Origin of the sequence: Microbacterium amylolyticum, from assembly GCF_011046975.1 — a bacterium.
Taxonomy (GTDB): domain Bacteria; phylum Actinomycetota; class Actinomycetes; order Actinomycetales; family Microbacteriaceae; genus Microbacterium; species Microbacterium amylolyticum.
The window spans coordinates 2,199,396-2,215,826 of the sequence record NZ_CP049253.1; the positions used below are offsets into that span (position 1 = coordinate 2,199,396).

Annotated in this window: 15 protein-coding genes and 1 riboswitch; of the genes, 11 read left to right on the plus strand and 4 right to left on the minus strand. The window is 65.2% G+C overall.

The features are described from left to right. Positions 1 to 217: 217 nt before the first annotated feature. Entirely contained in the window at positions 218 to 1,072 is an 855-nt protein-coding gene (locus G6N81_RS10660; protein ID WP_241244960.1) for an aggregation-promoting factor C-terminal-like domain-containing protein, read from the minus strand. A 345-nt stretch (positions 1,073 to 1,417) separates the two neighbouring features. Then, a riboswitch (TPP riboswitch) is annotated at positions 1,418 to 1,525 on the plus strand. Positions 1,526 to 1,537: 12 nt separating this feature from the next. Between G6N81_RS10660 and thiC the strand changes: the two genes are divergently transcribed. The 5 genes from thiC to G6N81_RS10685 are packed head-to-tail and all read left to right on the plus strand — an operon-like array spanning position 1,538 to position 6,472. After that, entirely contained in the window at positions 1,538 to 3,253 is a 1,716-nt protein-coding gene (thiC, locus tag G6N81_RS10665; RefSeq protein WP_165137900.1) for a phosphomethylpyrimidine synthase ThiC, read from the plus strand. Then, positions 3,240 to 4,361: an FAD-dependent oxidoreductase gene (locus G6N81_RS10670; protein WP_165136688.1), complete on the plus strand. Its 1,122-nt coding sequence runs from the start codon at positions 3,240 to 3,242 to the stop codon at positions 4,359 to 4,361. Before thiC ends, G6N81_RS10670 begins: the two co-directional genes overlap by 14 nt. Beyond that, a complete protein-coding gene (gene thiS / locus G6N81_RS10675; RefSeq protein WP_165136691.1) occupies positions 4,358 to 4,600 on the plus strand; it encodes a sulfur carrier protein ThiS in 243 nt (80 codons plus the stop codon). Before G6N81_RS10670 ends, thiS begins: the two co-directional genes overlap by 4 nt. Before the next feature lies 1 nt (position 4,601). Next, positions 4,602 to 5,384, plus strand: coding sequence for a thiazole synthase (locus G6N81_RS10680; RefSeq protein ID WP_165136694.1), 783 nt, complete (start codon positions 4,602 to 4,604; stop codon positions 5,382 to 5,384). Then, complete coding sequence (locus tag G6N81_RS10685; protein WP_165136697.1) at positions 5,381 to 6,472, plus strand: ThiF family adenylyltransferase; 1,092 nt, start codon at positions 5,381 to 5,383, stop codon at positions 6,470 to 6,472. The genes G6N81_RS10680 and G6N81_RS10685 overlap by 4 nt, the downstream gene beginning before the upstream one ends. Here the strand turns inward: G6N81_RS10685 and G6N81_RS10690 are convergent. The 3 genes from G6N81_RS10690 to G6N81_RS10700 are packed head-to-tail and all read right to left on the minus strand — an operon-like array spanning position 6,467 to position 8,359. Beyond that, on the minus strand, positions 6,467 to 6,664 hold the full coding sequence (locus G6N81_RS10690; protein ID WP_165136700.1) for a hypothetical protein: 198 nt from the start codon (positions 6,662 to 6,664) through the stop codon (positions 6,467 to 6,469). The two genes, G6N81_RS10685 and G6N81_RS10690, sit on opposite strands and share 6 nt — an antisense overlap. Before the next feature lie 31 nt (positions 6,665 to 6,695). Then, positions 6,696 to 7,616, minus strand: a complete 921-nt coding sequence (locus G6N81_RS10695) for a DNA-3-methyladenine glycosylase family protein (protein ID WP_241244961.1) — start codon at positions 7,614 to 7,616, stop codon at positions 6,696 to 6,698. 38 nt (positions 7,617 to 7,654) lie between these two features. Next, positions 7,655 to 8,359: a winged helix-turn-helix domain-containing protein gene (locus G6N81_RS10700; RefSeq protein WP_165136703.1), complete on the minus strand. Its 705-nt coding sequence runs from the start codon at positions 8,357 to 8,359 to the stop codon at positions 7,655 to 7,657. Between the two features lie 487 nt (positions 8,360 to 8,846). On the opposite strand from G6N81_RS10700, the gene G6N81_RS10705 reads away from it, so the two are divergent. The 6 genes from G6N81_RS10705 to G6N81_RS10730 all read left to right on the plus strand — a co-directional run bounded on the left by G6N81_RS10705 (position 8,847) and on the right by G6N81_RS10730 (position 16,396). Then, entirely contained in the window at positions 8,847 to 9,860 is a 1,014-nt protein-coding gene (locus G6N81_RS10705) for a LacI family DNA-binding transcriptional regulator (RefSeq protein ID WP_165136706.1), read from the plus strand. Positions 9,861 to 9,928: 68 nt separating this feature from the next. Then, positions 9,929 to 11,467, plus strand: coding sequence for a sugar ABC transporter ATP-binding protein (locus G6N81_RS10710; protein WP_241244962.1), 1,539 nt, complete (start codon positions 9,929 to 9,931; stop codon positions 11,465 to 11,467). Positions 11,468 to 11,608: 141 nt separating this feature from the next. Then, entirely contained in the window at positions 11,609 to 12,616 is a 1,008-nt protein-coding gene (locus G6N81_RS10715; protein WP_165136712.1) for a substrate-binding domain-containing protein, read from the plus strand. A gap of 101 nt (positions 12,617 to 12,717) precedes the next feature. Then, on the plus strand, positions 12,718 to 14,265 hold the full coding sequence (locus tag G6N81_RS10720; RefSeq protein WP_165136715.1) for a sugar ABC transporter ATP-binding protein: 1,548 nt from the start codon (positions 12,718 to 12,720) through the stop codon (positions 14,263 to 14,265). Continuing rightward, positions 14,265 to 15,332 (plus strand): ABC transporter permease, encoded by a 1,068-nt coding sequence (locus G6N81_RS10725; RefSeq protein ID WP_165137902.1) that lies wholly within the window; start codon positions 14,265 to 14,267, stop codon positions 15,330 to 15,332. The genes G6N81_RS10720 and G6N81_RS10725 overlap by 1 nt, the downstream gene beginning before the upstream one ends. Continuing rightward, positions 15,329 to 16,396, plus strand: a complete 1,068-nt coding sequence (locus G6N81_RS10730) for an ABC transporter permease subunit (protein ID WP_241244964.1) — start codon at positions 15,329 to 15,331, stop codon at positions 16,394 to 16,396. Before G6N81_RS10725 ends, G6N81_RS10730 begins: the two co-directional genes overlap by 4 nt. Positions 16,397 to 16,431: the final 35 nt, after the last annotated feature.

Here is a 16,431-nt window from a genome sequence, read left to right on the forward strand (position 1 = left end):
TCCCGTACTCGGTGTTCAACGCGGTAGGCGAGTCTTGGGAATGGGCCTTCTACTCCGGCCTGGCCATCGGAGTCGAGGTGCTGCTCTTGGTGTTCGTCCTACGCTCGGCCTGGACATGGTCTCGTGCCAGCGTCGCCCCCGCCAGTGCTGCGGCGTCCGGGTAGTCAGGCAGGGCCCGGCACTGTGCCGAGCCCCACTGATGGTTTTCCGTGACGGATCAATACCAGTTGACCGCCTGCGAGTGCCCCCATGCGCCGCACGGTGCTCCGTACACGGACGAGATGTATTCCAGGCCCCAGGTGATCTGCGTTGTCGCGTTGGTGGCCCAGTCGTCCGCGATGGACGCCATCTTGTTTCCGGGCAGCGACTGTGGAATTCCGTAGGCCCCACTCGAGGGATTCTGCGCCTGATAGTTCCAGCCGGATTCCTTCATCCAGAGCTGGTCGAGGCACTGGAACTGGTCTTCGCCCCAGCCGTAGGTGTCCGCGGCAATTGTGCGGGCAACCGCCCGCGCTCCGTCGGGAGTGTTGGCGGCGGCGAGGGCCTCCGCCGCAGCCGCTGCCTCTTCTTCGGCCTTCTTCTTCGCCGCGGCCTCTTCCGCTTCCTTTTTTTTGCGGGCCTCTTCTGCGAGGCGAGCCTGCTCTGCTTCCGCCGCCTCAACCTCTTCGGAGACGCTGGCGATTACGGCGGCAGCGTCAGAGGTGACGCTCTGGGCAACGACTGCCGGCATGCCTGCTGCGTCCTCGAGGTAGCTGACGACGGCGGTCAGCTCATCCGTCTCAACGGAATCATCCGCGCGTTCGAGGAGTTCCTTCGCCTGGGCGATGGAGGCTTCCGCGTGCGCCGCGGTGGCGCTGTCGGCAAGCGCGACGGTCGCCGTAACACTCCGCCCTGACGACGCCGCGCCCGTTGTCGCGAATGCCGTTCCGGTTCCGGCGGCGATAACGCCGAGGGTCAGAACAGCAGCGATGGTGATGCGACTCCGGCGTACTTCGCGCTCCTTGCGGAGCAGGCGAAGGTGGCTGGGCCGGGGGTAGGGCGTGAGCAGGGGAGGAGTGTCGTGCGAAGTCATGGAGGGTGTTTTATCCAAAGCGTCGTCGTGCGGATCGGGTTCCGCGGAGGAGACGCGTCGCGCGTCTCGTCGTGGGGAGAATGGGCCTGTCGGCACCGGCCTACGACGATGCGCATCGAAACTGAACGTGCGCGAAGAAAACACCTGTTTCGGGGTGAAAACGGGGTGTCGAGCATTGTGCGGAGGCTCGAACCTGGGAAGAGGGCTCCCAGCGTGTGATCCGCGGGATGACGGCGATCGCGGAGGGTCACCTCCTTTGGTAACGACGCGATAACGACACGTGCCTCTGAGTTCTCTGCGAGAGAGGTGAATGTGGGGGAGGACGACAGTTCCTGCTAACGTGATCGGCGTCCACACGGGAGTCCCAGCAGGGGCTGAGATCGGGCTAACGCTGCCCGCGACCGTCGAACCTGTTCGGATCATGCCGACGTAGGAAGTAGGAGCGATAATTTGCGCACCCGTGAAATGACCCATTCGGTCGCCTATCTGCACGACGACGAGAACGACATCCGGGTGCCGGTCACCCGTATCGCTCTCACGAACTCGCCGAATGGCGAGGAGAACGCTCCGTTCGACACCTATCGCACCGAGGGGCCGGGTGGGGACCCCGTGCGGGGAATCTCCCGTGAACGCGAAGCCTGGATTCGTGAGCGCGGCGACACAGAAGAGTACGACGGCCGGCCACGCAACTTGCAGGACGATGGCCGATCCGCGGCCCGGCGCGGCGCCGCTTCTGCCGAGTGGCAGGGCGAAACGTTCCGGCCTCGCCGCTCCCTTGACGGCCGCACCGTTACCCAGATGCACTACGCACGTCAGGGAATCATCACCCAGGAAATGCGCTACGTCGCCCTCCGAGAGGGGTGCGATGTCGAGCTCGTGCGCAGCGAGCTGGCCGCGGGGCGCGCGATCATTCCCCTCAACGTGAATCACCCCGAGGCCGAGCCGATGATCATCGGCAAGGCGTTCCTGGTGAAGATCAACGCCAACATCGGAAACTCTGCCGTCACCAGTTCGATCGCTGAAGAGGTCGACAAGCTCAGCTGGGCGACCACCTGGGGCGCCGACACCGTGATGGACCTGTCTACGGGTGACGACATCCACACGACGCGAGAGTGGATCGTGCGCAACTCGCCCGTTCCGATCGGCACGGTTCCGATCTACCAGGCGCTCGAAAAGGTCGATGGAGAAGCGCACCGCCTCACGTGGGAGATCTTCCGCGACACGGTGATCGAGCAGTGCGAGCAGGGCGTCGACTATATGACGATCCACGCGGGCGTTTTGCTGCGTTATGTGCCCCTCACCGCAGAGCGCGTCACCGGCATCGTCTCGCGCGGCGGTTCGATCATGGCGGGCTGGTGCCTCGCGCACCACCAGGAGAACTTCCTGTACACGCACTTCGATGAGCTGTGCGAGATCTTCGCGCGGTACGACGTGTCGTTCTCGCTCGGTGACGGGCTGCGCCCCGGCTCAACGGCTGACGCCAACGACGAGGCACAGTTCGCCGAGCTCGACACGCTTGCCGAACTCACGCACCGCGCCTGGGAGTACGACGTTCAGGTCATGGTGGAGGGCCCCGGTCACGTGCCGCTGCACCTGGTTCGTGAAAACGTTGAGCGTCAGCAGGAGCTGTGCTCCGGTGCCCCCTTCTATACGCTTGGTCCGCTCGTCACCGATGTCGCTCCCGGCTATGACCACATCACGTCCGCCATCGGCGCCACGGAAATTGCCCGCTATGGAACGGCGATGCTCTGCTACGTCACGCCGAAGGAACACCTCGGCCTTCCCAACCGCGACGACGTGAAAACGGGTGTGATCACGTACAAGATCGCCGCTCACGCCGCTGATCTTGCGAAGGGCCACCCCGGCGCTCACGAGCGCGACGACGCCCTGTCGAAGGCGCGGTTCGAGTTCCGGTGGCGTGACCAGTTCGCGCTGTCACTCGACCCCGACACGGCGGAGGACTTCCACGACGAGACGCTGCCCGCCGAGCCGGCGAAAACGGCGCACTTCTGCTCGATGTGCGGGCCGAAGTTCTGCTCGATGCGTATTTCCCAGGACATCCGTGATCGCTTCGGTAACGCGGAAGAACAGGAAGCGATCGTCGAGATGCGGCGCAAGTCGGAGGAGTTCGTGGCATCGGGAGCCACGGTCTATCTCGACGAGCCCCGTGTTCGCGTCTGACGTTGACGTCGCTGTCGTCGGCGCCGGAATCGTTGGGTCGGCGGTAGCGGCGAGCTGCGCGCGCGGGGGAGCCCGCGTGGCTCTCGTCGACCCCGATCCCGGCTCCGGGGCGACGTATGCCGCGGCCGGTATGCTCAGCCCCTTCGGAGAGCTGGAGCACACCGAAGCCGTGGCCCATGCGCTGCATGTGGTCGCCGCCGAGCAGTACCCGTCGTTCGTCGACGGCCTGCCCGGCGGCGCCGCGGGGTGTTCCTATGAGCGCTCCGCGACGCTCCTCGTTGGCTTTGACTCCGCCGATGCGCGACGTTTGGACGATCTGATTCCACTGGCGAACGGGGCAGCCCGCCGAATCGGGATGGCGCAGGCGCGAAGGACCGAGCCCCTTCTGGCACCGGGGCTGTCGCGTGCACTTGTGGCCGAGCACGATCACCGCGTCGATCCACGCGCTCTCGCAGCCGCTGTGCGAGAGGAACTTGGCGATCGCGTCGTTCGCGAGCCGGCCGAGGGCCTCCTGCGCGGTGCGGCAGGGCGCACGCGCGGCGTGCGGCTCGCGAGCGGTCGTGAGATCCGCGCGGACGAAACGGTTATCGCCGTCGGGACAGGAAGCTTCGGCGCCGCGGAGCTTTCGGGTGCTGTGCGCCCCGTACACGGGGACATTCTGCGCCTGCGGGCCCCCGCGGCCGCCCGCCTTTCCGGAACGGTGCGGGGCTGGGTGCGCGGGAGGGCCGTCTATGTTGTTCCGCGGCCCGACGGCACGGTTGTCATCGGTGCCACACAGCGCGAGGATCGCGACCCCGGGGTGTGGGCAGGAGGGGTGGCGGCGCTGCTGCGCGATGCGATCGAGCTCGTCCCTGCCGTCGAGGAGTACCGCTTTATCGAGGCGACTGCGCGCGCCCGGCCGTCGACGCGCGATCACCTTCCTCTTGTCGGTCGGCTCGGCGATGGCCTGCTTGCCGCAACGGGAACCCATCGCAACGGCGTCCTCTTGGCTCCGCTGATTGGCGCGATCATTCGTTCGATCACGAGCGGAACCCCGCCGATCGTCGACATCTCCCGGCTTTCGCCCGCACGCTTTGCGACACGACCTCTCGAAGGAGTAACCGCATGATCGATATCACCGTCAACGGCAGCGCCCTCACGCTGGCACCAGGGGCTGCCGTGTCCGACGCGGTCGCCGAACTCACCGGACGCACGATCGACGCGGAGGGAAAGCCGAGCGACGGGGGAGAACCGCTGGGCATCGCGGTCGCCGTCGACGGCGTTGTCGTTCCGCGTACGGAGTGGTCGGCTCGCGCGCTCGAGGCGGGGTCCCGCGTTGAGGTCATCACAGCAGCGCAGGGGGGCTGAGATGGAACCCCTCATAATCGATGGCGTTCCCCTGTCGTCTCGTCTGATCGTCGGAACGGGCGGCGCTCCGCGCCTGGACGTTCTGGGCGAAGCACTTGATGCGTCGGGGACAGAGATAACGACGGTGGCGATTCGCCGGTACGGCGCTGACGAGGACGGCTCGTTGTACGCGCTGCTTCGTGAGCGGGGCATTCGGCTTCTGCCCAACACTGCCGGGTGCCGCACATCGCGCGAAGCGGTTCTCACAGCGCAGCTGGCGCGGGAGGCGTTCGGGACGTCCTGGATCAAGCTGGAAGTGGTAGCCGATGATGAGACGCTGCTTCCCGACGCGGTGGAGCTGCTGGACGCTGCCGAGCGCCTGGTGGAAGACGGCTTCTGCGTTTTCGCGTACACGAACGATGATCCGGTCACAGCCCTGCGCCTGGAACAGGCGGGGGTTGCCGCAGTGATGCCCCTCGGGGCGCCCATCGGAACCGGCCTGGGTATTTTGAACCCGCACAACATCGAACTGATCACGTCTCGCGCCACGGTTCCCGTCGTTCTCGACGCGGGCGTGGGAACGGCGTCGGACGCCGCTGTGGCGATGGAACTGGGCTGCGATGCGGTTCTTCTCGCGACCGCCGTGACCCGCGCACATGATCCGGTTCGCATGGCAACGGCTTTCCGTCATGCCGTAACAGCAGGTCACTTGGCGGCAACCGCCGGCCGAATTCCCCGCCGCCGTCTTGCGTTCGCCTCGTCGCCGACCGACGGCATGGCCGAGTTCGCCCAGGCGGCGCTATGACGGCTATTGTCGAGCCCGCATGGTCGCTCGTTCCGCACGAGAGGGAGCGCTACTCGCGACAGATCATCCTTCCGGGGATGGGGGAATCAGCGCAAAGCCGCCTGCGTTCCGCCCGCGTTCTCGTGATCGGCGCGGGCGGACTGGGTGCTCCCGCGTTGATGGGCCTCGCAGCAGCCGGAATCGGGACGCTCGGAATTGTCGACGCCGATCGCGTGGAGCCGAGCAACCTGCAGCGGCAGCTTCTCCACGGCGTGAGCGATATCGGCCGGCTGAAGACGGAGTCGGCGCGCGACGGAGTGGGGCGGATGAACCCCGATGTTGTCGTCGAAACGCATTCTGTGCGCCTCGTCGCGGACAACGCGAGCGAGCTTTTCTCCGGATACGACCTCGTCATCGACGGCTCCGACAACTTCGCGACCCGCTATCTCGTTGACGAGGCCGCGGCTGCCGCTGGTGTGCCCGTTGTTTGGGGGTCCGTTTTGCGATACGAGGGACAGGTCAGCGTGTTTTGGGCGGCGAGGGGCGCTCGGTACCGCGATCTGTTCCCGGACGTTCCCAGCGGTGCGCTCGATTGCGCAACGGCCGGGGTTTTCGGCCCGCTGTGCGCCATCATCGGCAATCAGATGGCGGCAGAGGCGATCAAACTGATCACGGGAACCGGCCGTCCCCTGCTCGGCCGTCTCGCGATCGTCGATGCGCTGACGGCCACATGGCGCGAGATTGTTCTGCGTCCGCCTTCTGTTGTGGCTTCGGCCCCCGGAATCATCACGGCCTCCGCGCTGCGCGAAGAGATCGCCGGGGAACACTCGCCACTCGTGATCGATGTTCGCGCTCCGGATGAGCCGGGCCGGATTACCCCCTCCGTGCGGTGGGAGAGCGGCGACATCGAGGCGGGCTTCGCGCCTCCGCGGGAGGTCGCTCATGCCGTGGAGACCGGCCGCAGCATCGTGGTGTTCTGCGCGGCAGGGGTGCGGTCGGAGCGTGCGGCGATGGTGCTCAGCGAGCGGTTTACCGCGACGCCGATCCGTTCACTCATGGGCGGCATTGCCGCCTGGGGGGAGCACAGCGCGAGCTGCCGCGTGTCATAGCGCGGCACCGTTGTCGTCGTCGCTTAGCCCCTGGTGGCCGCCCTTTTTCGACTGCATGCCGATCAGGGCGACAACGCCGACGATCAACCCGAGAAAGACCCCCAGCCAGACGCTTTCGAGAATGACGCCGACGAGGATCGACAGGGCGAAAAGGCCGGCCGCGATGAGCACCGAGCGCGTGCGACGGGACATATGTCTATTGTGTCCGATGTTGGTGCTGCGGCTACCGTGAACGGTGATCTTCGATGTGGAGACGAGGCCCGCGACGGGGGCCGGTGGCTCCCGAACGCAGAATCAGCCGAATAACTCGTTGTCGTTGACCGCGCCACGGTTCGAGGAGCGCGAGCATGCCGTCATCGTCGGTGCGGGAACCCGTGAGCGCGTACCCCACGTGATGGGAGAGATGGAAATCACCGACGGCCACGGCGTCGGGGTCTCCGAACGCGCGTGTTCGTACCTCGGCTGAAGTCCACGCGCCAATGCCGCGGAGTGACTGGAGAATGGCGTCCTGACCGTCAGGCGGCGCGGCATTGATGGCGCGGATCAGGGAGTCAGCGCGCGTGGCCGTCTGCACGAGGGTGCGAGCCTGCGGGGGTTCAAGCCCAGCGGCGTGCCACGCCCAAGACGGAATGCGGCGCCACCCGGACGCGGACGGCGGAACGACAAGCGGAAAGGGAACGGGCCCCGGAGCGGGCGAGCCGAACCTCGTCACCAGCCGGCGCCACGCCCCGAACGCCTGGCGCAGCGTGACCTTCTGCTCGATGATGGCCTGTGCCACGGCATCGAGGACCAGGTCGGTGCGGGCGATCAGGAGTCCGCGATTGCGCCGATACGTGGCGTCGATCAGGGGATGCCGGGCAGCATCGAACGGGTCCGGCTGATCCTCTGCGCCGCACAGAGCCGGTGCCTGTGCAATTGCCCACTCGGCTCCTGGCCCCCAGCAGGCGATGCTGACTCTGCCATCGGCGCGCTGCGCGAGGGCTGTTGTTGCCGCGCCGAGCGGTGTGCGCGTTGCGCGCCAGATCACTCCCGCGTGCGAGCGCTGCGCCGGGTCGCCGGGGCCGCGCTGAAACACCCCGGCCGTTGCCGCGAGATCGAGCGCGCGGCGCGGCCGATAGTCGGTGCGAAGGGGCGAGACGTCCACGGCGTCAGGGTACGTCGTCGCCCCTGACAGCGGTGTTGCTAGAACCGGTCGGGGGAGGGGGCGCCTGCGCCGTAGCGGATCGTGACATCTGCGTGGCGATCGAAACGGTAGCCGACGCCGCGCACGGTGCGGACGATGTCTTCGAAGCGGCCCAGTTTGGAGCGGAGCCGGCGCACGTGAACATCGATTGTGCGCACACCGGGGGCGTCGCCGTCGTCAGCCTGCCACAGCGAATCGACAAGCTCGGAACGGTCGATCGTCCGTCCCTCGCGAAGAACGAGGTACTGGAGCAGTTCGAACTCCTTGTACGTCAGAGCAGCCGACTCGCCGTCGATGACGACGCGCTTGCGCGAGATGTCGACGAGCACGCCCAGATCGCGATTGTGGTCGGGCTTGTCAGCGGCGGCGCGGGCAACGGCACCGGGCTCCTTCAGCGCCAGGCGGACCACGTCGATATCGCGTCCACCGGATTGCTGCGGCGCGAGTGCGACGGTTGCATAGGTCTCGGCGCGGGGCGAGAGCTCGGCCACCGTTCGGCGCAGGGCGTCGACAATGACATTGAGGCTGACGCCGTCTGTTGCCGCGGCGGCCTCATCAAGTCCGACGTAGAGGGCGAAGCCACGAGGTTCGGTGCCGGCAGGAAGGGCCGTTCCCTGACCTGTGCGCGGCGCCGGACGGGGTGCCGGAGCGGGCTGAGCGGGCTGGGATGAGGGGTGAGCAGGTCGTGCTGCGAGGGAGTTCATGATGTGAAGAGTCCTTGCGGAGGGCGGATCAGAAAAGATCCTGCTGTCGTGAGGTGCGCACAATGCGCGTCGTGCGGGAGCGATGCTCCTCGCTCGGACCGGTGCGCCGCGGGAAGGGGCGACGGTCCGTTCATGATGCGGTCTGCCGGAGAGGTCAGCGACACATTCGACAGCACATGACAACGCGACCGGGCATCATGATCCCGGTAAGTCCGTTCGCCTCCAGGGCGGACAGAGTGCGCGTAATGTTCGTCATGTTGGCAATTGTTACCTGCCGTATCGCGGCGTGTCAAACCATGTCGCGAGGTGTCAGCGACAACGCGCAGAATATGATGGATCTGCGTTATTGAATAGGGCTGTCTTGTGCGAGATGGCCGGGCCAGCGCCGCGTTCCTGATCCCGGTAACATCGTGATGGTCGCGGTGCCGCGACGGCGACATCCGCGCTTACACCAGGTCGCGGCGCAACGCAGAAAAGGGATGACGGCATGGCTGATGCCCCCGAGCGGATCAACATCCGTCACATCGCCAGCCTCGTCGGCGTCTCGCACATGACGGTCTCCCGCGTTCTCAGCGGACACCCCTCCGTCCGCGAGAGCACCAAGCAGCGCGTGATGGAAGTCGTCGAAGAACTCAACTTCCGGCCGAACAGCGCGGCGAGGGAACTGGCCACTCGGCGCACGCGCCGCATCGGCGTCATGATCGAAAGCGCCGCCATGTCCGGGCCGGAGTCCGCGCTGCGGTACGTCGAAATTGCGGCGCGCGCGATCGGTTACTCCGTCACCTCGGTCGCGTTGCAGAGCGAAGAGGGCCTCGGAACTGCGGAAGCTGTCGGCCAGCTCACGGCGCAGGGAATCGACGGTTTGTGCGTTGTTGCGCCGCGATCATCCTCTGTCGCCGCGCTACGCCGCATCCGCATTGACGTTCCCGTTCTCGTTGTGAAGGCTGATTCGGATCCGACGTTCTTGACCGCATCAGCGGATCAGCGGTCGGGCGCCGATCTCGTCGTCGATCATCTTGTCGGCCTGGGTCACCGCGACATTGTGCACGTGGCGGGGCCGCTCGACTGGCTCGACGCGCGTGCGCGAGAGCGCGCCTTTCACGCGCGCATGAAGGAATGGGGACATCGCGAACGCCCAATCGTCGTTGGCGACTGGTCGTCTGACTTCGGCTATGACTGGGCACGCCGTCTTACCCGGATCCCGGATTACACGGCCATCTTTGCGGCCAATGATCAGATGGCGATGGGCATTCTGCACGGACTGCACGAAGCGGGCATTCGCGTACCCGAGGACATCAGCGTCGTGGGTTTTGATGATCTTGAGCTCGCCAGGCACACGCTTCCGCCGCTGACAACAGTTCGCCAAAACTTTGCGGAACTCGGTCGCGTCGTCGTCGAGTCGCTGCGCGCCGCGGCGGAAGGCGAAGATATCCCGCAGCGAACGCTTGTCCCGGTCGAGCTGATCGCCCGCGGATCCACGGCGGCGCCACGATCTCGGTGAGGAGTGCGTACCATGAGGGTGTCGCCGGCGACCCTGACGCCGGACCCGCGATGCGAGGGAGCACCGCCGTGCGCGCACGAGCCCTGAATGACCTCGACCCTGTTGTCGAACTCATTGGCGCGAGCGTGTCCTTTCCCGGAACACACGCGCTCGATGACGTTCATCTGACGATCCGTCCTGGTGAGGTCCACGCCCTCATGGGAGAAAACGGCGCGGGCAAGTCGACGATCATCCGGGCGCTCACCGGCGTGGTGCCGCTGGCCAAGGGCGCGATTCTGGTCGACGGCCTGCCTCATCGTTTTCACGGCCCTGCCGATGCGGCCGTTGTCGGCATTTCCGCTGCCTTCCAAGAGGTCTCGCTCGTTTCCGAGCTTTCGATTGCGGAGAACGTCATGCTCGGCCACGAGGTGCGCGGAAAATGGCGCATCAGCTGGCGCCGAACGCGGGTGCGTGCCCGCGAGATTCTGGCGGAGCTTGGCCTGGGGCATATCGATGTCCGCCTTCCCCTGTCGACCCTGAGCCCGCCCGACCGGCAAGTAGTGTCGATTGCGCGTGCCATGGTGAACAAGCCCCGCGTTTTGCTTCTGGACGAGCCGACGTCGAGCCTGGAAGAGTCCGGTGTGGCTCGCCTGTTCGGCGTGATCAGGCGGCTGCGGGATCAGGGCGTTGCGATCGTCTACGTGTCGCACTTTCTCGAGCAGGTTTTCGAGATCAGCGACCGTATGACAGTTCTGCGCGACGGTCGGCTGGTGGACGAGCTGGTCACGGCCGACACCGATCGCGCCTATTTGATCTCCCGGATGATGGGCCGCGAAATCGAGGAGTTGCGGGCAATCGGCTCCGAGCGGCGTGAGCACCGTGTCGAGCCGGAGGGTGATCCGGTTCTTCTCGCAACGGGAATCGGACGGCGAGGCTCGTTGCGCAGCGTGGATCTTGAACTGTACGAGGGGGAGATCGTCGGCGTCGCCGGGCTCCGCGGATCGGGGAGGACCGAACTCGCGCGCCTGATCGGCGGAGCAGATCTGACCGACACGGGCCAGGTATGTTTCTCGGGCGCGGTGGTTTCGTTGCGCTCTCCCCGCGTGGCGCTCCGTAACCGCATCGCCCTGTCTGCCGAGGATCGCACGGAGGAGGGGCTCGTTCTCGATATGTCGGTGCGCGAGAACATCGTGCTGTCTCTGCAGGCCATGCGGGGGTGGCGCAAGCGGGTGGGGCGCGCCGAACAGGACGACATTGTTCGCCGCTACGTCGACCTGTTGCGGATCGGCGCAAGCGATCTCGACGCTCCGGTGCGGACGCTCTCGGGCGGAAACCAACAAAAGGTGATGCTGGCGCGTCTGCTGGCGATCCGGCCCCGCGTCCTCGTGCTGGACGAACCGACCAAGGGTGTCGACATCGCCGCGAAGGTGGAACTGCAGAGGCATATCGCACGTCTCGTCGGTGATGGTGTTTCGGTTGTGTTCATTTCGAGTGAGATCGAAGAGACGATCAGGCTCAGCGACCGCATCGTTGTGATGAAGGACCGCGAGAAGATCGGCGAGATCAGCAACGGCCCCGCGATCTCTGTTGACACCGTGGTCGAGATGATCGCTGCCGACTCTCGGTAGCGAATCGGTACAGCGTGTGAAATCGCTACTTGTGTTCCGCGAAATGTTCCCGGTAACATCCGTGTAGTCGAGGCATCCACGAGGGATGTCCGTCACAGCACCGGGTCGAAGCAGACCCGGCGGTCTCGAAGGAGAGCACCAATGAAGAACAGCACATGGCTCGGTCGCGGAATCGCCCTCACCGGTGTCGCCGCTCTCGCGTTCAGTGTCGCAGCATGCGGCAACGGCGATGGTGACAACGGCGCAGCTGGCGGCTCGGGTGACGGCGATCTCGTAACGGTCGGCTTCGTCGCCGTTGGCCCGGAAGGCGCATGGCGTCAGGCAAACGAGGAGAACGTTCAGTCGACGTTCTCGTCCGACGCCGGCTTCGACCTGCGTTACTCGCCCTCGCAGGGCGGCGACCAGAACTCGCAGATCCAGGCCTTCACGGACTTCGTCGACCAGGGTGTCGACATCATCCTGCTGTCGGCAACCGAGGGCTCCGGCTGGGAAGACTCGCTGCGCCGTGCGCAGGAGGCCGAGATTCCCGTCGTCCTCATCGACCGCGGTATCGAGCCCGACGACACGTCGCTCTACGAGACCCGCATCGCACCCGACAACGTCGACGTGTCGACGTCGGTTGCCGAATGGGCGATCAGCGAATTCCCTGATGGCGGAACGTACTTCGTCCTCGAGGGTCCTGCCGGCGTTTCCGTCGTCAACGAGCGCAACGAGGGCTGGAAGGCGACGATCTCGGGTCACGACGAGTTCATCGACGGCGGCGCTCAGACAGCGAACTGGTCCACCGACGAGGCGCGCAGCGTCTTCGAGACGGTCCTGCGCTCGTCGGGCAACGGCATCGACTTCGTCTTCGCTCAGAACGACGAGATGGGTCTCGGAGCAGCGCAGGCTGTCTCAGAGGCAGGTCTCGTCCCCGGCGAAGACGTCAAGATCGCCACGATCGACGGATCGCGCGCCGCTCTTGAGGCACTCGTCGATGGCCGCCTGAGCTTCGTCGCCGAGTACAACCCGCTCGTCGGACAGACGGCGCTCGACGCGGTCAACACCATCCTCGACGGCGGAACGGTCGACTCGTACCTCATCGTCCCGAGCACCACGTTCGACGACCCCGAGGCAACAGAAGCCGCACTTCCCGACCGCGACTTCTAAACCGCGGACGAACACGCAACACTCCTGACCCCGGCGCCGTCTGACAGATGCGGCGCCGGGGCCATCGGACGCACTCCACAGGGGCGGCGAGAGAGAACAGCATGACGACACAACAGCCCATCGTCGAGATGACGGGCATCGAGATTACCTTCCCGGGTGTGAAGGCGCTTGACGGGGTCGATTTTCGACTCTTCCCCGGCGAGGTCCACACGCTCATGGGTGAGAACGGTGCCGGAAAATCGACGCTCATCAAGGCCCTCACTGGGGTTTACCGCATTGATGCGGGAACGATCACGGTGGCTGGGGAGAAGCGCCGGTTCAGCGGAACGGGAGACGCGCAGGACGCGGGTATTTCCACCGTGTACCAGGAGGTCAACCTCTGCACCAACCTCACGATCGGTGAGAACGTCATGCTGGGCCGCGAGGTGCGCGGTCCCCTCGGAATCAACTGGCGGGCCACCAACCGCGAGGCCCGCAAGGCCCTGTCAAAGCTCGGCTTGGAACACCTCGACCCCACGCGTCCCCTCGCCAGCATTTCTATCGCCCTCCAGCAGCTCGTCGCCATCGCACGCTCGATGGTGGTCTCGCCGAAGGTGCTCATTCTTGATGAGCCGACCTCCAGCCTCGACTCCCACGAGGTGGAGGGGCTGTTCGAGGTCATTCGCAAGCTGCGCGACGAGGGAGTGGCGATCTTGTTCGTCTCCCACTTCCTCGACCAGGTTTACGAGATCAGCGACCGACTGACCGTTCTCCGCAATGGCGCCTATATCGGTGAACGGATGACCGTCGACCTTCCTCGCGGCGAGTTGATCTCGATGATGATCGGTAAGGACCTCGAAGCGCTCCAGGCGCTCGGCGCTGGTCGCGGTCACGGCAGCACGCGTGACCCGAAGGAGGTGCCCGTGATCGAAGCGACAGGAATCTCCCGCAAGGGCGCGATCAACCCCACGGACGTCTCCATCGCTCGCGGAGAGATTGTCGGCGTTGCCGGCCTCCTCGGCTCAGGCCGCACGGAGCTCGCGCGTCTTCTGTACGGCGCCGATAAGACGGAGACCGGCACGATTAAGCGCGCCGGCACCAAGGTGAACCTCTCGTCTCCCGGCGTTGGTCTGGCGAAAAAGATCGCCTACTCGACGGAAAACCGTCGTGATGAGGGAATCATCGGGGATCTCACCGTTCGTGAGAACATCATCCTCGCGCTGCAGGCCGAAAAGGGCTGGATGCGGCCGATTCCCCGCAAGCTGCAGGACCAGATCGCTGAGCAGTACATCACGGCGCTCGGCGTACGCCCGGCCGACCCCGAACGCCCCATCAAGAACCTCTCGGGCGGAAACCAGCAGAAGGTCCTCCTCGGACGCTGGCTGGCCACGCAGCCCGACCTCCTGATCCTTGACGAGCCGACGCGCGGAATCGACATCGGCGCGAAGGCCGAGATCCAGGAGTACGTCGCCGAGCGCGCCGAGAAGGACGGGCTCTCCGTCGTGTTCATCTCGAGTGAGCTCGAAGAAGTCGTTCGCCTCAGCGAGCGCATTCTCGTCATGAAGGACCACGAGAAGATTGGCGAAATCGTCACCTCATCCGTGACGACCGCACAGACCATCGTTGACACAATCGCCGATCACGGCGCCGTAAAGGAGCCCGTCGCATGATGGCGGACAGCCAACGCGGCGTGCTCAGCACGCTGCAGGAGATTATCAAGAAGCCGTATTCATGGGGAATCGTCGCGATTATCGCGCTTCTGTGCATCAACGTTCTTCAAGATCCGGGATATCTCGCGATCTCCGTTAACCAGGTCAACGGCAACCTCGTCGGCAACGTCTTGGACATTCTTCGGGCCGCGGCGCCGATCCTCATGATCGCCGTTGGCATGTGCCTTGTCATCGCCACCAGCGGAATCGACCTTTCGGTCGGCTCCGTGATGGCGGTCGGCGGCGCCGTGTCGATGGAGGTCCTGCGCGGAATCGGTCAGACCGACTCGATGGGCGCGGCCCTCGCCGCACTCGGGCTGGCGATCGGACTCAGCGCCCTACTCGGCATGGCCAACGGATTCCTCGTCGCGGTCGTGCGGCTGCAACCGTTCATCACCACGCTCATCATGATGATGGCCGGTCGCGGAATCGCGCGCGTCATTACGGGCGGACAGAACACGGCCGCCTCCAACGACCAGTTCCGCTGGATTGCCAACGGATACGTTTTCGGTCTGCCCGTTATCGTGATCATCGCGTTCGCGATCGTCATCCTCGTGGCCCTGATCGTGCGGAAAACTGCACTCGGCCTCATGATCGAGGCCATCGGTATCAACGAAACAGCCAGCCGCATGGCCGGCATCAAGCCCCGCGGTCTGCTGATCACGGTGTACGCGATCAGCGGAGCTCTTGCCGGAATGGGCGGAGTGTTCGCCACCGCGACGGTGATGACCGTTGACGTGTCGCGGACGGGCTATCTGCTGGAACTCGATGCCATCCTCGCGGTGGTGATCGGTGGAACAGCTCTCGCCGGCGGCAAGTTCTCCCTGGGCGGCGCCGTCGTTGGCGCCCTCCTCATCGCGACGCTGGACAAGACCGTCGTCTTCCTCGGCATTCCGTCGTCGGCGACGCCCGCTTTCAAGGCCGCGATCATCATCATCATTTGTCTGGCGCAGTCGACGCGCGTCCGTGAGTACTTCGCGGCCCGACGACGACCCGTCCCGACGCGTGCGAAGGAGCGTGCCGCATGATGTCCCTCACGCGGAAAGACAACAAGGCTGCTCTCGCGGAACACGCAGAAGAGACCGAGAAGAAGGCGTGGTCGGCAGGACGCCTGCTTCAGCTGAACCCCTCGGCGCTTCCCACCGCAGCGGCGCTCGTGATTTTCGTCGGAATGATCGTCTTCGGCGAGATTCAGTACGGCGGCATCGTGCAGATGAACACGATCTCCAACCTGTTCATCAACAACGCCCACCTCATTCTGATCGCCGTCGGCCTGACATACGTGATCATCACCGGCGGTATCGACCTGTCCGTCGGCGCGGTAATTGCGTTCTCCTCCGTTGCCGGTGTGATGCTGGCGAACACGGGCTGGAATGCCTGGGTCGTCGTTGTGCTGATGATCGCGATCGGTGCGGGATTCGGTCTCCTCTCGGGCTCGCTCGTGGAGATCTTCAAGGTGCAGCCGTTCATTGCAACGCTCGCCACGATGTTCCTCGCTCGCGGTCTGGCATCGATGCTGTCGACAACACCCGAACGACTGGACGATGATTCGCCCATCCGCATTCTGGCGAAGCCGATTCGGTTGATCGACGGTCCCGGTGTCAACGACCTCGTCATCACTCCCGGCGTCATCATCGCCTTGCTTGCCGTTGCCGTGTCGTTCGTGATTCTGCACCGCACCCGCATGGGCCGCACCGTGTACGCGATCGGTGGCAACGAGAACTCCGCTGCGCTGATGGGCCTGCCCGTTGCACGCACACGCCTTCTCGTCTACGTGATCAGTGGTGCGCTATCCGGTCTGGCTGCGGTGATCTACACGGCGCGTCTTGGTATCGGCCAGAACATCACGGGCGTCGGGTGGGAGCTCGACGCGATTGCCGCCGTGGTGATCGGCGGAACCCTGCTGACGGGCGGCGCGGGGTTTGTCTTGGGATCCGTGATCGGCGCCCTTGTCCTGGGCATGATGTCGGTTCTGATCACTCGTGATGGTGGTATTCGTCCCGAGTTCACCACGATCATCACGGGCGGAATCCTGCTCGTGTTCGTTCTCCTCCAGCGCGCTGTCACGGCGCGGCGTAGGAAGCAGTCGTAGCCGCGTCGGCCCGTCCCTGTGACGGGCCGACGCTC

Excerpts from the sequence above, each read along its gene's own strand:
- G6N81_RS10660 (WP_241244960.1), bottom strand. The coding sequence starts at position 1,072 with ATGACTTCGCACGACACTCCTCCCCTGCTCACGCCCTACCCCCGGCCC.
- thiC (WP_165137900.1), top strand. The coding sequence starts at position 1,538 with ATGACCCATTCGGTCGCCTATCTGCACGACGACGAGAACGACATCCGG.
- thiS (WP_165136691.1), top strand. The coding sequence starts at position 4,358 with ATGATCGATATCACCGTCAACGGCAGCGCCCTCACGCTGGCACCAGGG.
- G6N81_RS10680 (WP_165136694.1), top strand. The coding sequence starts at position 4,602 with ATGGAACCCCTCATAATCGATGGCGTTCCCCTGTCGTCTCGTCTGATC.
- G6N81_RS10685 (WP_165136697.1), top strand. The coding sequence starts at position 5,381 with ATGACGGCTATTGTCGAGCCCGCATGGTCGCTCGTTCCGCACGAGAGG.
- G6N81_RS10690 (WP_165136700.1), bottom strand. The coding sequence starts at position 6,664 with ATGTCCCGTCGCACGCGCTCGGTGCTCATCGCGGCCGGCCTTTTCGCC.
- G6N81_RS10700 (WP_165136703.1), bottom strand. The coding sequence starts at position 8,359 with ATGAACTCCCTCGCAGCACGACCTGCTCACCCCTCATCCCAGCCCGCT.
- G6N81_RS10705 (WP_165136706.1), top strand. The coding sequence starts at position 8,847 with ATGGCTGATGCCCCCGAGCGGATCAACATCCGTCACATCGCCAGCCTC.
- G6N81_RS10715 (WP_165136712.1), top strand. The coding sequence starts at position 11,609 with ATGAAGAACAGCACATGGCTCGGTCGCGGAATCGCCCTCACCGGTGTC.
- G6N81_RS10720 (WP_165136715.1), top strand. The coding sequence starts at position 12,718 with ATGACGACACAACAGCCCATCGTCGAGATGACGGGCATCGAGATTACC.
- G6N81_RS10725 (WP_165137902.1), top strand. The coding sequence starts at position 14,265 with ATGGCGGACAGCCAACGCGGCGTGCTCAGCACGCTGCAGGAGATTATC.
- G6N81_RS10730 (WP_241244964.1), top strand. The coding sequence starts at position 15,329 with ATGATGTCCCTCACGCGGAAAGACAACAAGGCTGCTCTCGCGGAACAC.